Below are 16,567 nucleotides of genomic sequence, written 5' to 3' on the forward strand. Positions count from 1 at the left end.
TTTTTCGCGAGCAAGCTCGCTCCTACAAAATGCCTTAACTGAAAGGCATTACGGCTGAGGCCGAGTTTTTGCTGTCTGCGATATCTTCAGCGTTAGGAGATTTCCGACACGTCTTTCAGGTTGTCCCTCGGAACTCGCACAACTAACCTTCGCCAGTCGCTGCCAATTCAGCGACCGGGACTGCAAGCCCGCCGAAATAATATTAGAAGCTCGGAAGCGCCGCTATAATCGTGGCGCTTTTCATGGTCATCGTTTTCTGGTGGCTGTGCGCGGGAGACCTTTGGGTCTGCCGAGGTGCTTCTGACTCGGTCTTGCAGGCCCGCGCACAGCTGCCACCCATCATCTGCAAGTGATGCTGGCAGCTCCTATTTTTCAGGAGTTTTACCATGATCAAAGACAGCCAAAATCCCCCATCTGATTCTCTGCCCACCGACCAAATCTTCACCGTCCTGACCCACCTGAACAGCGAAACCCTGCTCGCCAACGCCTCCCAAGACCTGGCATCCGTGCAGGCACTGGCGGGGAATCTGGCTTTTGATGTCGACGGCCCCCAGCGTGATGCCGTGCTGGGGATTCATCGGATGGTGGAGGGCATTCAGTTGATGGTGGATCGAGTACTGGATTTAGTTGAGGTGCCTGAGCAGAAGTAATCAGGCGCCTGTGAGGACCAATCGGGGGCAAGCCCCTCCCACTTTTTGATCGGTGCCGGACTTGGCAATGCGGTCAAGTGTGGGAGGGGGCTTGCTCCCGATGAGTCCAGAACAACCACTACATCTCTAAACCCTGGCGCCGACCACACGGCCACTGACCAACCGCTCCAACGCCTCACCCAACCCGGACGCCTTGTCACCAATCAACAAGTGCCAAACACCGCTCTCAAGCTGACTCACACCCTGGCAACCGAGCGCAGTGAGCTGAGCTTCAGACAACCCCGAATCATCGCCCAGTTCCACCCGCAGCCGGGTCATCGCCACCGCTTCCAGATGACGCACATTCTCTCGGCCACCCAGCGCATTCAGCCATTGCTCGGCCTCTTGCACATTCACCGTCAGGGGCTTATCCACAGGTGCTACCGCTAAAGGCGCTGCAGCAACAAACCCCGGCATCGCCAAGCGGATTTCATCAGCAATGCTATCGGCCATCGGCCCAACCACCACCTGCAAACTCCCGCCGTTACCCGGGCGCACTACAGCCATGGCGCCCAGTGCTTTCAGTTCAGCATCCACCGCCTTGTTGCGATCAACCATGTCCAACCGCAGCCGCGTGGTGCATGCACCCACACTCAGCAAATTCTCTGCACCACCCAGCGCCTGGATATATGCCGTCGCACGCTGGTTATCACTCATCGCTTCAGCCTGCACCACCTGGATATCTTCCCGGCCCGGTGTCTTGAGGTTGAAGCGGCGAATGCAGTAGCTGAACACCGTGTAGTAGATCACCGAGTAGGCCAGGCCCACCGGTACCACCAACCAGCCGTTGGTGGACTTGCCCCAACCCAGAACCATGTCGATAAAGCCACCGGAGAAGGTAAACCCCAGGTGGATATTGAGCAGGTTGGTCACGGCCATCGACAGGCCGGTCAGCAGTGCATGCAGCAGGTAGAGGAACGGCGCGAGGAACATGAAGGCAAATTCAATCGGCTCGGTCACCCCGGTCAGGAACGAGGTCAGTGCCATCGACAGGAAAATCCCGCCCATGACCTTGCGCCGCTCCGGCAGCGCGTTGCGGTACATCGCCAGGCACGCGGCCGGCAGGCCGAACAGCATTACCGGGAACATGCCGGTCATGAATTGGCCGCCTTTCGGGTCGCCGGCAAAGTAGCGGGTCAGGTCGCCGGTCACCACCGCGCCGGTTGCCGGGTCGGTAAACGTGCCGAACACGAACCACGCCATATTGTTGAGGATATGGTGCAAGCCAGTGACGATCAGCAGGCGGTTGAACACGCCAAACACGAATGCACCCAGGCTGCCGCTCTCCATCAGCAACACGCCGAAGCTGTTGATGCCGTGCTGGATCGGCGGCCAGATGAGGCCGAAGATCACGCCCAGGCCCACCGCCGAAAAACCGGTGACAATCGGCACAAACCGTCGCCCGCCAAAGAACGCCAGGTACTCCGGCAGCTTGATGTCCTTGAAGCGGTTATACAGCCCACCCGCCATCAGGCCACTGGCGATACCGGCGAGCATGCCCATGTTGATGGTGGTATCCATCACCTTGAGGGTCGAGATCATCACCAGGTAGCCAATCGCCCCGGCCAGGCCGGCGGTGCCGTTGTTGTCGCGGGCAAAGCCCACGGCGATGCCGATGGCGAAGATCAGCGCCAGGTTGGCGAAGATCGCCTGCCCGGCATCGTGCATCACCGCGATGTTGAGCAAGTCGGTGTCGCCCAGGCGCAGCAAGAGGCCGGCGATTGGCAGGATCGCAATCGGCAGCATCAGGGCGCGGCCCAGGCGTTGCAGGCCTTCGATAAAGTGTTGGTACATGGCGTGTCTCCCTATTCTTGTTGTTTTCAGCTCAGCGGCCAGTGGTGTTGACAGGCTTGGCGAACGGCCCTGGCGCTGCTCAGGTCGAGCAGCTCAAGGCTCAGTTGCCGGCATTGCGCCGCGTCCAGGTGGCGGACGCGGTCCTTGATTTCGCCGATCTGCGGCGGGCTTACCGACAGCTCGCTGACCCCCAGGCCAACCAGTACCGGCGTGGCCAGTGGGTCGGACGCCAGGGCGCCACACACACCGACCCAACGCCCGTGTTTCGCCGCACCGGTGCAGGTTTGGGCGATCAGCCGCAGCAAGGCAGGGTGCAGCGCATCAACGCGGGCGGCCAAGCCTGCATGGTCGCGGTCCATGGCCAGGGTGTACTGGGACAGGTCATTGGTGCCGATGGATAGAAAGTCCGCGTGTTCGGCCAGCTGTTCAGCCATCAGCGCGGCGGCGGGCACTTCGATCATCACGCCCAGTTCCGGGCGCTGCGTCAGCTCCAGCTCCACGCACAGTTCATCCAGGCGCTGGCGAATCTGCAGAAGTTCATCCACCTCGCTGACCATCGGCAACAGGATGCGGCAACGCGCCAGCGGCGAGACTTGCAACAGGGCGCGCAGTTGCTGGTCGAGCAGTTCCGGGCGCACCTGGGCCATGCGGATACCGCGCAGGCCCAACACCGGGTTAGCTTCGACAGGCAGCGGCAGGTAGTCGAGCTGCTTGTCGCCGCCCACGTCGATGGTGCGGATGATCACGGATTTGTCGCCCATGGCATCCAGCACGGCCTGATAGGCCTGGCGTTGTTCCTGCTCATCTGGCGCGGTACGGCGGTCGACGAAGAGGAATTCGGTGCGCAGCAGGCCGACGCCATCGGCGCCGTTGTCAAACGCCACTTGGGCTTCGGCGCTGGAGGCGACATTCGCCGCGACTTCAACCGTCACGCCGTCGGTGGTGAGTGCCGGTTGCCGGGCTTGGGCCTGTTGCTGCTGGCGTCGCAATTTCTGTATTTCGCGAATCTGGTGAACTTCGGCGTGGCGCGCTTCGCTGGGGGCCAGTTCCAGGCGGCCGTTGGCGGCATCGAGCACCACCCGTTGGCCTTGGGGTACGTCGAGCACTTCATTGCCCAGGGCGACGAGACACGGCAGGCCTTTGCCCCGGGCCAAAATCGCCACATGGGAGGTTGCACCGCCTTCGGCCATGCAGATGCCCGCGGCCTGTTGCGCGCTCAGTTGCAGCAAGTCCGAAGGCGTCAGCTCATGGGCACTGACAATCGCCCCCGCCGGCAATTCGAAATGCCAGGCTTCACCCAGCAACGCACGCAGCACCCGTTGTTGAAGGTCTCGCAGGTCATTGGCGCGCTCGGCAAACAGTGGTTTGCCCAACGCCAGCAGCACGGCGCATTGGGCCTGGATCGCATCACGCCAGGCGTGGGTGGCGGCGCTCCCTTGTTCGATGGCAGCGGTGGCTGCGTCGAGTAATGCCGGGTCTTCCAGCAGGGCGAGGTGGGCGGCAAAGATCTCTTCTTCTTCGACGTTCTTGCGTTGGCGCGCCTGGTCCAGCGTATTGCGGATTTCGCCGCGCACTTGCTCAAGGGCGGCATCCAGGCGTTGCAGTTGTTCGTCGACGCTATGATTGCCGCTGTCTTGCGGCAGTTCGATGCCCGTGAGGCGGAACAATGGCCCACATACCAGACCGGGTGCCGCGCATACGCCTTGCAGCACATTGGCTTCGGTATTCGCCCGGCGTGGTGTGGCAACGACCGGCGCGTGATGCTCCTCGTGGATCGCCACGGACAGCGCGGCGACCAATGCCTGTAACGCCGCCTCGCCATCCTTGCCACGGCAGGTCACCCGTACCTCGTCACCTTCGCCAATACCCAGCCCCATCAGGCCGATCAGGCTGTCGCAAGCCGCGGTCTTATCACCCAAGTGCAGCTGCGATTGGCTGCTGAAGCCCTGGGCAGTCTTGCGGATCAGCGCGGCAGGCCGCGCATGCAAGCCGCCACGGTGGGTGATGCGCACCGTGGCGCTCACTTGCGCGACCGAGTTATCCACAGCGGTTTGAACCGGTGCGGACGTACGCAGGGCAATGCGCACCAGCGCTTCACCGACCTTCACTGTCTTGCTCGCAATCGGTTGCAGCTCGAAGCGCTCACTGTTGGTCAGGATGATCAGGCTCACCAGGCTTTTGCACTGGCGCGCTATGCGGTCCAGATCAAATTGCACCAACGGCTGACCCTCGCTCACCCGTGCGCCATCCTTCACCAGCAAGGCAAAGCCTTCGCCATTGAGCTCCACGGTGTCGATGCCCACGTGCATCAGCACTTCAGCACCGTTGTCGGCGCGGATGGTCAATGCATGACCGGTGCGGGCGACATGGATGATCACGCCGTCACAGGGCGCGTGCAGACAGTCGTTCAACGGGTCGATGGCAATACCGTCGCCCATGGCGCCGCTGGCGAATACTTCGTCGGGGACGCTGTCCAGGGCCAGCACCGGCCCACTCAAGGGGGCGCTGAGGGTCAGTCGATTATTATTGTTGGACATGGGCACGGTACTCATCAGGAAAACGCCGCTTCAGTGGGTGCGGGTGACTTTGCTCAGGTGGCGCGGCTGGTCCGGGTCCATGCCCCGTGCCTTAGCCAGGCCTGCGGCCATCACGTAGAAACTCTGGATCGCCAGGATCGGGTCCAGGCTCGGGTGTTCGGCGCGGCTCAGGGTCAGGTCGCGTTCGGCGATATCGTCGGGCGCGGCCAGCAGCACGCGGGCACCGCGTTGACGCATATCGGCGGCCAGGCTCAGCAAGCCGGCCTGCTCGGCGCCGCGTGGGGCGAACACCAGCAGCGGGTAGTGTTCGTCGATCAAGGCCATCGGCCCGTGGCGCACTTCGGCGCTGCTGAAGGCCTCGGCCTGGATCGCCGAGGTCTCCTTGAGTTTTAGCGCGGCTTCCTGGGCGATGGCGAAACCGGCGCCACGGCCGATTACCATCAAGCGCTGGCTGCCTTTGAGGGCATCGACGGCCAGGCGCCAATCCTGCCTGGCGGCGTCGCGCAGGCCATCGGGCAGCGTCTGGCAGGCTTGCAGCAGATCGGCTTCCTGGTTCCAGTGGCCGATCAACTGCGCGCTGGCGCTGAGGGTGGCGATAAAACTCTTGGTCGCGGCCACGCTGAGTTCCGGCCCGGCGCACAGCGGCACATGAAACTCACACGCGGCTTCCAGCGGCGAGTCTTCGGCATTCACCAGCGAAATGCTCAAGGCCCCGCGTTTGCGCAACAGGCGCAGGCTGTTGACCAAATCCGGGCTCTGCCCCGACTGGGAGAACCCGAACGCCACTTGGCCGCTGACTTTCATTGGCGCCTGCAACAGGGTCACCACCGACATCGGCAACGACGCCACTGGAATGCCCACATGCTGCATGGCCAGGTAGGCGAAGTAGCTGGCGGCATGGTCCGAGCTGCCACGGGCAATGGTCATCGCCACTTGCGGCGGCTGGCGGCGCAGGCGAGCGGCGACTTCCGCCAGCAGCGGGTCCAGGCGTTGCAGTTGTGCGGCGACGGCGTCGCAGGAGGCCAGGGCCTCTTCAAGCATTTTTGAAGTCAATGGCTTCTCCTTCGACCATTACGTCGGTGAGTGTCAGGGAGCGGTCCAGGCGCACGCAGTCGGCAAAGCTGCCCGGTTGCAGGCGGCCGCGCTCTTCCAGGCCCAGGTAGTCCGCGGGAAATTGCGACAGGCGTTGTGAGGCTTCGCTGATGGGCAGGCCGATTTTCACCAGGTTGCGCAGCGCCTGGTCCATTGTCAGGGTGCTGCCGGCCAGGGTGCCGTCGGCCAGGCGTACGCCGCCCAGGCATTTGGTCACGGTGTGGCTGCCCAGCTTGTATTCGCCATCGGGCATGCCGGCGGCGGCGGTGGAGTCGGTGACGCAATACAGGCACGGGATCGAACGCAGCGCCACGCGCATGGCGCCGGGGTGGACGTGAAGCAAATCCGGAATCAATTCGGCGTATTGGGCGTGGGCCAGCGCGGCGCCGACGATGCCCGGCTCGCGGTGATGCAGCGGGCTCATGGCGTTGTACAAATGGGTGAAGCTGGTGGCGCCGGCGGCGAGGGCGGCGACGCCTTCTTCATAGCTGCCCAGGGTATGGCCGATCTGCATGCGCACGCCGCGCTCGCTGAGGGCGCGGATCAGGCCGTCGTGGCCGGCGATTTCCGGGGCGATGGTGATCACCCGGATCGGTGCCAGGCGCAGGTAGGCTTCGACTTCGGCCATCAAGGCGGTGTGGGCGAAGTTGGGTTGGGCGCCGAGTTTGCCCGGATTGATGTAAGGGCCCTCCAGGTGCACGCCCAGGACCCGGGCGCTGCCCGTCGGACGTTGTTCACAGAACTTGCCGAGCTCACCGAGCACTTGGGTGATTTCTGCCACCGGCGCCGTCATGGTGGTGGCCAGTAGCGAGGTGGTGCCAAACCGCACGTGGGTACGGGTGATGGTCTCGAAGGTGTGCGCACCTTCCATGATGTCCGCACCGCCGCCGCCATGCACATGCAGGTCGATAAAGCCCGGCAGCAGGTAGGGCAGTTCGTTGTCGGCCGGGTCGCACGGTGTGCCTTCAATGGCAACCACCTTGCCGTGCTCGTGCACCAGGCGGCCGCGCATCCAGCCGTTGGGCGTGAGGATATTGTCTTCTGACATGGGCAGTTCTCTAGATTCGCAGTTCGGCGGAGTAGTCATGACGACGCAGCTCTACGACAAAGTCGTAGTAGTCGTTGCGGCAGTAGGTGTCTGTGATTTCAATCGGCGTGTTGTCGGCGGTGTAGCCCACGCGGGTCATCAGCAGCATCGCGGTGCCGGGGGCGAGGCCCACCAGCCTGGCGAACTCGTCCGACGCATTGATTGCCTGGATATGCTGCAGGGCGCGCACGACGGGCTTGCCGACGCCTTCCAGGTATTCGTACAGCGAGTTGCCGATGGCTTGCGGCTGGGGCAGCACCGAGGCGGGCAGGGTGGTCATTTCAATCGCCATCACCGTGTCATCCGCTTTGCGCAGACGCTTGAGGCGCGCCACTTTGTCGGTAGGCGACAGGCACAGGCGGATCAGCTCTTCGTGGGTTGGCGGGGTGATGTCGCGTTCCAGCCATTGGGACGTGGGTACAAAGCCTTTGAGCCGCAACATTTCGCTGAACCCCGACAGGCGCGACAACGGTTGTTCCAGGCGCGGCGTGATAAAGGTGCCGGAACCCTGGCTGCGGCGGATCAGGCCCTGGGCAAGCAACACTTCCAGCGCTTTGCGGGCGGTCACCCGCGAGATGCTCAACTGCTCGCTGAGGGCGCGTTCGGAGGGCAGGGCCTGCTCGGATTTCCACTGGCCGGCATGGATCGCCGTTTCAAGGCTGCGGGCCAGTTGCAGGTACAGCGGCGTGGATTGCTTGTCGTCGGGGCGCAGGGCCAGGATGGGATTCATCTGTCAGGTTTCCGATGCGTTATTGGAGTGTTGTCGCCCGGTAATGGCCGGAAATTAATACCACTTAAATACCATGTCAATGCCACCAAAACGGTGCGCGCCTCGGTTTCACGGCCTGTTAACGGTGCGTGGTATCAAGTGGTATTAGAGAGGTCTTTGTTGCGCGCGCAAACGCACGGCGCGCGGGATGAATTGGTATTCACCGGCAGCGCGCTGCTCGGGGCAGGAAATATCTTCGAATTATTTTACGGGCGGTGGCGGATCAGGGCCGAATCTCGATCAGGGTACCGTCCTTGACCAGGCTCCAGACTTCGCGCATGTCCACATTGCGCATGCCGATGCAGCCGTCGGTCCAGTCCAGGGTGTGGAACCACTGTTCCGGGTAGTCTTCGGTGTCGGGCGTGCCGTGGATCATGATCATGCTGCCCGGTTTCACCCCTTCGCGGCGCGCGCGGGCGGCGTCGCTGATATTGGGGTAGGAGATGTGCATGGCCAGGTTGAAGCGTTCGCTGGTCTTGCGCCAGTCGATCCAGTAGAAACCCTCGGGGGTGCGGCGGTCGCCCTCGATCAGCTTGTGGCCTTTGGGGTTTTTACCCAGGGATATGCGATAGGTCTTGAGGGGCTTGCCGTCGTTGATCAGCTGCAACTGGTGGGCGGATTTGAGCACCAGGACCTTTTCGACCGGTTTGCCGCCGAGGGTTTGCACCGTGGAGGCCGAGGACAGGGCAGCGAACGACAGGCAGATCAGAGCAAGCAACCAACGCATTGAAACGATTTCCCTTTGGCGACGAGTGGCCGGCTTGTTATTGGGCGGGCTTGGACTGGGGCGGCACGGACTCGCTGCGCACCGGGAACAGCTGTTGCGCACGGTCAGCGAAGAAGCATTCTAAGGTACGCCCGACCGTGCGGAAAGCCAGCTCGGACCAAGGGATGTCGGCCTCGGCGAACAGCTTCACTTCCAGGCTTTCGATGCCTGCGGCAAAGTCCAGGTCGGCCAGCTCGGCGCGATAGAAAATATGCACCTGATTGATGTGCGGCACGTTGATCAAGGTATAGAGGCTCAGGTCGCGCACGCGGGCGCAGGCTTCTTCCAGGGTCTCGCGCATGGCGGCCTGTTCCACGGTTTCGCCGTTTTCCATGAAGCCTGCGGGCAGGGTCCAGTAACCCAGGCGCGGCTCGATGGCGCGACGGCACAGCAGCACTTTGTCGCCCCATACCGGCACGGTACCGGCGACGATATTGGGATTCTGATAATGAATGGTCGAGCAGTGATCGCACACATGGCGCAGGCGCGCGTCGCCTTCGGGAATGCGTTGGGTGACCGGTTTGCCGCACTGGCTGCAGAAATTCATGCTGGGGTTCCTGGAGAGTGGGCACATCTTGGCTTGGTGCCAGGCGTTCCTGCAAGTTGTCGTTTCGCGACACCCCGGTGGTTTTGGGCTTGGGCGCCTGCGCGCTTTGGTGCATGATGCAAGGTAGCCAACAGACCGAGATGACTCATGCTGGACGAGCTACTTCGCCGGGTAAGCAACCACACCCCCCATACCCTGGAGACCGACGGGCGTTTCCCCGAGGCCGCGGTGCTGGTGCCGATTACCCGCAGTGACGAACCCGAGCTGATCCTGACCCTGCGCGCCAGTGGCCTGTCGACCCATGGCGGCGAAGTGGCCTTTCCCGGCGGGCGCCGTGACCCCGAAGACCCGGACCTGATCTTTACCGCCCTGCGCGAAGCCGAAGAAGAAATCGGCCTGCCGCCGGGTCTGGTCGAGGTCATTGGCCCATTGAGCCCGTTGATCTCCCTGCACGGTATCCGTGTAACGCCCTATGTGGGCGTGGTCCCTGATTACGTCGAGTACCTGGCCAACGACGCCGAAATTGCCGCTGTCTTCAGCGTGCCCCTGGATTTTTTCCGCCAGGACCCACGCGAGCACACCCACCGCATCGACTATCAGGGTCGCAGTTGGTATGTGCCAAGCTACAGGTTCGGCGAATACAAGATCTGGGGCCTGACGGCAATCATGATCGTCGAGCTGATCAACCTGCTCTACGACGACGCCAAGATCAGCCTGCATCAGCCACCCAAGAGCTTCATCAATATCTGAGCCATCGTTTGAATGGCAACGCCGTGAGGGAAAACCATGAAATACCGCCTGGGCGACGCCCGCGTCGAGACGCATCCCAACAGTTGGGTAGCCCCCAATGCCACGCTGGTGGGCAAGGTCAAGCTGGAGGAGGGCGCCAACGTCTGGTTCAACGCGGTATTGCGTGGCGACAACGAACTGATCCTGATCGGCAGGAACAGCAACGTGCAGGACGGCAGCGTGATGCACACCGACATGGGCTACCCGCTGACCCTCGGCACCGGCGTGACCATCGGCCACAACGCCATGCTGCACGGCTGCACCGTCGATGATTACAGCCTGATCGGCATCAACGCGGTGATTCTCAATGGCGCGAAGATTGGCAAGCACTGCATCATCGGCGCCAATTCGCTGATCGGCGAAGGCAAGGAAATTCCCGATGGCTCGCTGGTGATGGGGTCGCCCGGCAAGGTGGTGCGTGAGCTGACCGAGGCGCAAAAACGCATGCTCGAAGCCAGTGCCGCGCACTATGTGCATAACTCGCAACGGTATGCGCGTGATCTGGTCGAGCAGGAACAATGAGTGCGGTTGAACGGCCTGTCGCTTCGCCTTGTGTGAGTATTTGCGCACTGGATGATGACGATATCTGTACTGGTTGCCAGCGTACCGTGGACGAGATTACGCGTTGGAGCCGCATGGACAATGCCGAACGCCGGCTGGTGTTGGGGTTGTGTCATGAGCGGGCGGTGGCGAGTGGGTTAGTGTTTATGGTTTCTGGTAAATCCGGCGCCTGACTGCTGCCCCCCCCTGTAGGAGCGAGCTTGCTCGCGAAAAAACCAAGAACACCGCGTATAGTCAGATTCCCCGCGTCATCGTTAACGTTTTTCGCGAGCAAGCTCGCTCCTACAGGTTTTCGCCCCATGCTCTTCCTGATCGCCTATATCAGCAGCGTCGTGCTGATCAACTTCGCCTTCTCCACCGCCCCGCACCTGGACGTGATCTGGTCCGCCTGGGGTGGCCTGGTCTTCATTCTGCGCGACATGGTGCAAACCCGCTTCGGCCACGGTGCGATCATCGCCATGCTGGCGGCGCTGGTGTTGTCGTATATCACGTCGGACCCGTCCATCGCCCTGGCCAGCGCCACGGCGTTCGCGGTGTCCGAATGCATCGACTGGCTGGTGTTCAGCATCACCCGGCGCCCATTGCACGACCGCCTGTGGATCAGTTCGGCGCTGAGCATTCCCCTGGATACCTTTATCTTCTTCGGCCTGATCGGCGCGCTGACGCCAGCGGTGGCGGGCACGGCGCTGGTGTCGAAATTCGCCGGGGTCACCGTGGTGTGGCTGGTCATGGCCTGGCGCATCCGCCGGCGCGCCGTTGCTAACTGAGGCCAATTTCTACAGTTCATGTAAAATGCCGGCCTTTCTCCCCCATGATCCGCTCCCCTGAGGACCTGAGATGACCCGAATCGGAACTCCATTGTCGCCAACCGCGACCCGCGTTTTGCTGTGTGGCTGCGGTGAGCTGGGCAAGGAAGTGGTAATCGAGCTGCAACGCCTGGGCGTTGAAGTGATTGCCGTGGATCGCTACGCCAACGCGCCGGCCATGCAGGTGGCGCACCGCAGCCATGTGATCAACATGCTCGACGGCGCCGCCTTGCGCGCCGTGATCGAGGCGGAGAAGCCGCACTTCATCGTGCCGGAAATCGAAGCCATCGCCACCGCTACCCTGGTGGAACTGGAAGCCGAAGGCTTCACCGTGATCCCGACCGCGCGCGCCACCTCGCTGACCATGAACCGTGAAGGCATCCGTCGCCTGGCCGCCGAAGAGCTGGACCTGCCGACCTCGCCTTACCACTTCGCCGACACCTTCGAAGACTACAGCAAGGCCGTGCAGGACCTGGGTTTCCCGTGTGTGGTCAAGCCGGTGATGAGTTCGTCGGGCAAGGGCCAGAGCCTGCTGCGCAGCGCGGACGATGTGCAGAAAGCCTGGGACTACGCCCAGGAAGGCGGTCGCGCCGGTAAAGGCCGGGTGATCATCGAAGGCTTTATCGACTTCGACTACGAAATCACCCTGCTGACGGTGCGCCATATCGGCGGCACCACCTTCTGCGCGCCGGTCGGCCATCGTCAGGAGAAGGGCGACTACCAGGAATCCTGGCAGCCCCAGGCCATGAGCCCGATTGCGCTGGCCGAGTCCGAGCGCGTCGCCAAAGCCGTGACCGAAGCCCTGGGCGGCCGGGGTCTGTTTGGCGTGGAGCTGTTTATCAAGGGCGATCAGGTGTGGTTCAGTGAAGTCTCGCCGCGCCCCCATGACACGGGCCTTGTGACCCTGATTTCCCAGGACCTGTCGCAGTTTGCCCTGCACGCCCGCGCCATCCTCGGCCTGCCGATCCCGTTGATCCGCCAGTTCGGGCCTTCGGCTTCGGCGGTGATCCTGGTGGAAGGGCAGTCGACCCAGACCGCATTCGCCAACCTCGGCGCCGCGTTGAGCGAGCCGGATACGGCGTTGCGTCTGTTTGGCAAGCCAGAGGTGAACGGCCAGCGCCGCATGGGCGTGGCGCTGGCGCGGGATGAGTCGATTGAAGCTGCTCGGGCCAAGGCGACCCGGGCTTCCCAGGCTGTGGTTGTAGAACTCTAAAAGCATCGGGGGCAAGCCCCCTCCCACACTTGAATGCGTTCACAAATCAAAATGTGGGAGGGGGCTTGCCCCCGATAGCGGTCTATCAGGCGACCTTGTTCAAATCATTATCCCGCGTCTCTTTCAGGCACAGCACGGCAATCAAGCTCAGCAACGCTGCCGCCGACACATACCCCCCCACATAACTCAGCCCGCCCATCGCCACCAGCTTGGTTGCGAAGAACGGTGCCGCCGACGCGCCCACGATCCCACCCAGGTTATACGCCGCGGAAGCGCCGGTATAACGCACGCGGGTCGGGAACAGTTCCGGCAGCAGCGCACCCATCGGCGCGAAGGTTATGCCCATCAGGAACAGTTCCAGCGCCAGGAACAACGCCACGGCCCAGGTCGAACCGTGGGTCAGCAGCGGCTCCATGGTAAAGCCCGACAGTATTGCCAGGATCGCGCCGACGATCAGCACCGGTTTGCGCCCGTAGCGGTCGCTGGCCAGCGCCGCCAACGGCGTCGCCAGGCCCATGAACAGCACCGCGAAGCACAACAGGCCGAGGAAGGTTTCACGGCTGTAGCCGAGGGTCGACACCCCGTAACTCAGGGAAAACGCCGTGGTGATATAGAACAGCGCATAGCACACCACCATCGACGCGGCCCCCAGCAGCACCGGCAACCAGTGTTGGCTGAACAGCTCCACCAGCGGCACTTTCACCGGTTTTTCATGGGCCACGGCGTTGGCGAACACGGGCGTCTCGTGCAGCTTGAGCCGTGCGTACAGGCCCACCATCACCAGCGCCGCGCTGAGGATGAACGGAATGCGCCAGCCCCAGCTGCGGAACTGCTCGTCGTTCAGGCTCATGGCCAAAATCAGGAACAAACCATTGGCCGCCAAAAAGCCAATCGACGGGCCCAGTTGCGGGAACATGCCGAACCAGGCGCGTTTGCCTTTGGGCGCGTTCTCGGTCGCCAGCAAGGCTGCGCCGCCCCATTCCCCGCCCAGGCCCAAGCCTTGGCCGAAGCGCAATACACACAACAGGATCGGTGCCCAGGCGCCAATGCTGTCGTAGCCGGGCAGCAAGCCGATCAGGGTAGTACACACGCCCATCAGCAGCAGCGAGGCCACCAGCGTCGACTTGCGACCGATGCGGTCGCCAAAGTGGCCGAACAGCGCCGAGCCCAGCGGGCGGGCGATAAACGCGATGCCGAAGGTCAGGAACGACGCCAGCATCTGCGCGGTGCCGGACGTCTGCGGGAAGAACACCGGGCCGATCACCAGCGCGGCAGCCGTGGCGTAGATATAGAAGTCGTAGAACTCGATGGCGGTGCCGACGATGCTCGCGGTCGCCACGCGAGCCGTCGAGTTGGTCGGAGCAGCGGTGGCGGCCTCGTTATAGGGGGTGCTCATGGCGGTAATCCCTGACGTTCATTGCGCGTTTGGACGCGGATTATTATTGGTCGTACACCCATGGATCAGGGTTGTGCGCGGAGCGGCTTGGGTAAGCCGCAGGGATTATAGGAAGGGGGGTGGAATTACAACAAGTGGCTGAAGTAACACAGATCCAATGTGGGAGGGGGCTTGCCCCCGATGGCGGTGTATCAGTCACCAGATGCAGCGACTGACACTCTGCTATCGGGGGCAAGCCCCCTCCCACATTGGATTGTGGTTTATCAGAAAGTCAGGCGGCTACAGGCACATGGCTGGTATGCCAGATCAGCACCTTGCTTACCCGGTTGTCCTCGGTCTCGAGGATTTCCAGGCGATAGCGGCCAATCTTCAGGCATACCGCGCAGTCAGGAATGGTCTCCAGCGCCTCGGTGACCAGGCCGTTGAGGGTCTTGGGGCCGTCGCTGGGCAGGTGCCAGCCCAGGCTTTTGTTCAGTTCGCGGATCGAAGCCGCGCCGTCGATGATGTAGCGGCCGTCCGGCTGGGCTTCGATGTGGGGGTTATCCACCGTCTGATCATTTTCGAATTCGCCGACGATTTCTTCCAGGATGTCTTCCAGGGTGACGATGCCCAACACTTCGCCGTACTCGTCCACCACCATGCCCAGGCGGCGCTGTTGCTTGTGGAAATTCAGCAGTTGCAGCTGCAACGGCGTGCTTTCCGGCACGAAGTAGGGTTCGTGGCAGGCGGCCAGCAGCGCTTCCTTGGTCAGGCTGGCGTCGGCCAGCAGGTGCTGGATCTGCCGTGTGTTGAGCACCGCTTCGACCTGGTTGATGTCACTGTGGAACACCGGCAACCGCGTGCGCTGGGAAGTGCGCAGTTGCTCGATGATGTCCTCGATCGCGTCATCCAGGTTGATGCCGTCCACTTCGCTGCGCGGCACCAGGATGTCATTGACGGTTATGTTGTCCAGGGCATGGATGCCAGGCATGCCGGGCATAGGCTCTTCGTCGGCATCAGGGTGCGGTTCGTCGTGGTGGTCGGACGAAGGCTCGTCGCTGTTTCTCACCACGCCGGCCTTGCGCGCGAACGGGCGCAGCAGCATCAGGCTGATGCCATTGAGCAGCCAGGCCACGGGATACAGGATTTTCAGCGGCACGCCCAGCAGCGCATTGCCGAAACCCAGTATGGCGTGCGGATAGCGGGTAGCCAGGGCGCGGGGCAGGTAGTCGGCGAGGATCAGCAGCAATGCGCAGGCGATCAACCCGCCGAGCCATGGCCCGTTCTGCGCCCAGGCATGGATCGCCAGCAGTGTGCAGAGGATGACCACGGCTGCGCGGCTCAGGCTGTTGCACAGGATCAGGCTGTGGCGCGGGAAGCTCAGGCGTGCCGCAGCCTTGTCACCCTGGCGTGTGCCGGGGCGCAGGGCCAGCAGGTGTTGTTGCGCGGCTTCGATGGCGGTAAACAGTGCCGCCCATAAAAGCAGCAGGGCAATTACGGCGAGCATCGGCCCAAGGGGCAAGTTGTCCATGATCGCCGCTCGTCAGATATGCAGGATGTATTCGCGAACCAGCTTGCTGCCGAAATAGGCCAGCATCAGCAGGCAGAAACCGGCCAGGGTCCAGCGGATGGCTTTGTGCCCGCGCCAGCCGAGGCGGTTGCGACCCCACAGCAATACGCTGAACACGATCCAGGCCAGGCAGGCGAGCAAGGTCTTGTGCACCAGGTGCTGGGCGAACAGGTTCTCGACGAACAGCCAGCCGGAGATCAGCGACAGCGATAACAGCGTCCAGCCGGCCCACAGGAACCCGAACAACAGGCTTTCCATGGTTTGCAGCGGCGGGAAGTTCTTGATCAGCCCGGACGGGTGCTTGTGCTTGAGCTGGTGGTCTTGCAGCAGTACCAGCAGCGATTGGAACACCGCGATGGTGAACATGCCGTAGGCGAGGATCGACAACAGGATATGCGCGAGGATGCCCGGCTCTTCATCGATCACCTGTACGGTGCCGGTGGGGGCGAATTGCGCCAGCAGCACCGTGAGCACGCCCAGCGGGAACAGCAGCACGAGCAGGTTCTCGACCGGAATCCGGTAGCACGCCAGCAGCGTCAGTGCGATCACGGCGGCGGCGATCAGGCTGGCGGCGCTGAAAAAATCCAGGCCCAGGCCGACCGGGGTCATCAGGTGCGTAAACAGACTGGCGGCATGAGCCAGCAGGGCGAGGACGCCAAAGCCTGTCAGCAGGCGTTTGTCCGCTTTGGCGCCTTGGGCCAGACGAGTGCCCTGATAGAGGGTCGCAGCGGCATACAAGAGGGCGGCGGCGAGGCTGGGTAGCAAACTGGGTGACAAGGGGTGCATAAATCCTGATAGACAAGCCCGAAAGGCGCTGAGTTTGGCACACACCTGCGCCGCACGAAAGACTCCCCCGCCAGACAGCGGGTGTGCACGGGCGCAGTCTTCGCTATAATCCGCGACCTGCCCACGCCGCAGGCTCGCCGAGCGCTATGTTTAATAGCGATTTACCACAGCCTGGGCCGCCATTAC

At 62.6% G+C, this 16,567-nt stretch carries 16 protein-coding genes; 6 read left to right on the forward strand and 10 right to left on the reverse strand.

The window, feature by feature from the left end:
• The first annotated feature begins 386 nt into the window (after positions 1-386).
• Entirely contained in the window at positions 387-650 is a 264-nt protein-coding gene (locus BFP89_RS21760) for a DUF6124 family protein (protein ID WP_065887509.1), read from the forward strand.
• Positions 651-776: 126 nt separating this feature from the next.
• Here BFP89_RS21760 and nagE read toward each other — a convergent pair whose 3' ends face one another.
• The 7 genes from nagE to BFP89_RS21795 form a co-directional block, all read right to left on the reverse strand.
• The gene (gene nagE, locus BFP89_RS21765) at positions 777-2,483 is read right to left on the reverse strand and encodes an N-acetylglucosamine-specific PTS transporter subunit IIBC (RefSeq protein ID WP_065887510.1); all 1,707 of its coding nucleotides are present in this window, start codon (positions 2,481-2,483) and stop codon (positions 777-779) included.
• A 26-nt stretch (positions 2,484-2,509) separates the two neighbouring features.
• The gene (gene ptsP, locus BFP89_RS21770) at positions 2,510-5,020 is read right to left on the reverse strand and encodes a phosphoenolpyruvate--protein phosphotransferase (RefSeq protein WP_065887511.1); all 2,511 of its coding nucleotides are present in this window, start codon (positions 5,018-5,020) and stop codon (positions 2,510-2,512) included.
• A 30-nt stretch (positions 5,021-5,050) separates the two neighbouring features.
• Complete coding sequence (locus tag BFP89_RS21775; protein ID WP_141689125.1) at positions 5,051-6,073, reverse strand: SIS domain-containing protein; 1,023 nt, start codon at positions 6,071-6,073, stop codon at positions 5,051-5,053.
• A complete protein-coding gene (gene nagA / locus BFP89_RS21780) occupies positions 6,054-7,160 on the reverse strand; it encodes an N-acetylglucosamine-6-phosphate deacetylase (protein WP_065887513.1) in 1,107 nt (368 codons plus the stop codon). The genes BFP89_RS21775 and nagA overlap by 20 nt, the downstream gene beginning before the upstream one ends.
• 10 nt (positions 7,161-7,170) lie before the next feature.
• Complete coding sequence (locus tag BFP89_RS21785) at positions 7,171-7,929, reverse strand: GntR family transcriptional regulator (protein ID WP_065887514.1); 759 nt, start codon at positions 7,927-7,929, stop codon at positions 7,171-7,173.
• Between the two features lie 262 nt (positions 7,930-8,191).
• The gene (locus BFP89_RS21790; RefSeq protein WP_065887515.1) at positions 8,192-8,695 is read right to left on the reverse strand and encodes a L,D-transpeptidase family protein; all 504 of its coding nucleotides are present in this window, start codon (positions 8,693-8,695) and stop codon (positions 8,192-8,194) included.
• Positions 8,696-8,732: 37 nt separating this feature from the next.
• Positions 8,733-9,281, reverse strand: coding sequence for an NUDIX hydrolase (locus tag BFP89_RS21795; RefSeq protein WP_065887516.1), 549 nt, complete (start codon positions 9,279-9,281; stop codon positions 8,733-8,735).
• A 147-nt stretch (positions 9,282-9,428) separates the two neighbouring features.
• Between BFP89_RS21795 and BFP89_RS21800 the strand changes: the two genes are divergently transcribed.
• The 5 genes from BFP89_RS21800 (at position 9,429) to purT (ending at position 12,650) form a co-directional block, all read left to right on the forward strand.
• Entirely contained in the window at positions 9,429-10,031 is a 603-nt protein-coding gene (locus tag BFP89_RS21800; protein ID WP_065887517.1) for a CoA pyrophosphatase, read from the forward strand.
• 36 nt (positions 10,032-10,067) lie between these two features.
• On the forward strand, positions 10,068-10,592 hold the full coding sequence (locus tag BFP89_RS21805) for a gamma carbonic anhydrase family protein (protein WP_065887518.1): 525 nt from the start codon (positions 10,068-10,070) through the stop codon (positions 10,590-10,592).
• Positions 10,589-10,804: a DUF1289 domain-containing protein gene (locus BFP89_RS27885; RefSeq protein ID WP_083208130.1), complete on the forward strand. Its 216-nt coding sequence runs from the start codon at positions 10,589-10,591 to the stop codon at positions 10,802-10,804. The genes BFP89_RS21805 and BFP89_RS27885 overlap by 4 nt, the downstream gene beginning before the upstream one ends.
• Positions 10,805-10,930: 126 nt before the next feature.
• Positions 10,931-11,398: a VUT family protein gene (locus BFP89_RS21810; RefSeq protein WP_065887519.1), complete on the forward strand. Its 468-nt coding sequence runs from the start codon at positions 10,931-10,933 to the stop codon at positions 11,396-11,398.
• Between the two features lie 70 nt (positions 11,399-11,468).
• Positions 11,469-12,650 (forward strand): formate-dependent phosphoribosylglycinamide formyltransferase, encoded by a 1,182-nt coding sequence (purT, locus tag BFP89_RS21815; RefSeq protein WP_054918313.1) that lies wholly within the window; start codon positions 11,469-11,471, stop codon positions 12,648-12,650.
• Between the two features lie 85 nt (positions 12,651-12,735).
• Here the strand turns inward: purT and BFP89_RS21820 are convergent, their stop codons facing one another.
• The 3 genes from BFP89_RS21820 to BFP89_RS21830 form a co-directional block, all read right to left on the reverse strand.
• Positions 12,736-14,046: an MFS transporter gene (locus BFP89_RS21820; protein ID WP_065887520.1), complete on the reverse strand. Its 1,311-nt coding sequence runs from the start codon at positions 14,044-14,046 to the stop codon at positions 12,736-12,738.
• Between the two features lie 271 nt (positions 14,047-14,317).
• Entirely contained in the window at positions 14,318-15,556 is a 1,239-nt protein-coding gene (locus BFP89_RS21825) for a transporter associated domain-containing protein (protein WP_065887521.1), read from the reverse strand.
• Positions 15,557-15,568: 12 nt separating this feature from the next.
• Positions 15,569-16,381 carry a cytochrome C assembly family protein gene (locus BFP89_RS21830; protein ID WP_065887522.1) on the reverse strand — a complete coding sequence of 271 codons (813 nt, stop codon included), beginning with the start codon at positions 16,379-16,381 and terminating at the stop codon, positions 15,569-15,571.
• Positions 16,382-16,567 lie beyond the last annotated feature (186 nt).

The organism is Pseudomonas sp. 31 R 17 (genome assembly GCF_900004915.1).
Classification (GTDB): Bacteria; Pseudomonadota; Gammaproteobacteria; order Pseudomonadales; family Pseudomonadaceae; genus Aquipseudomonas; species Aquipseudomonas orientalis_A.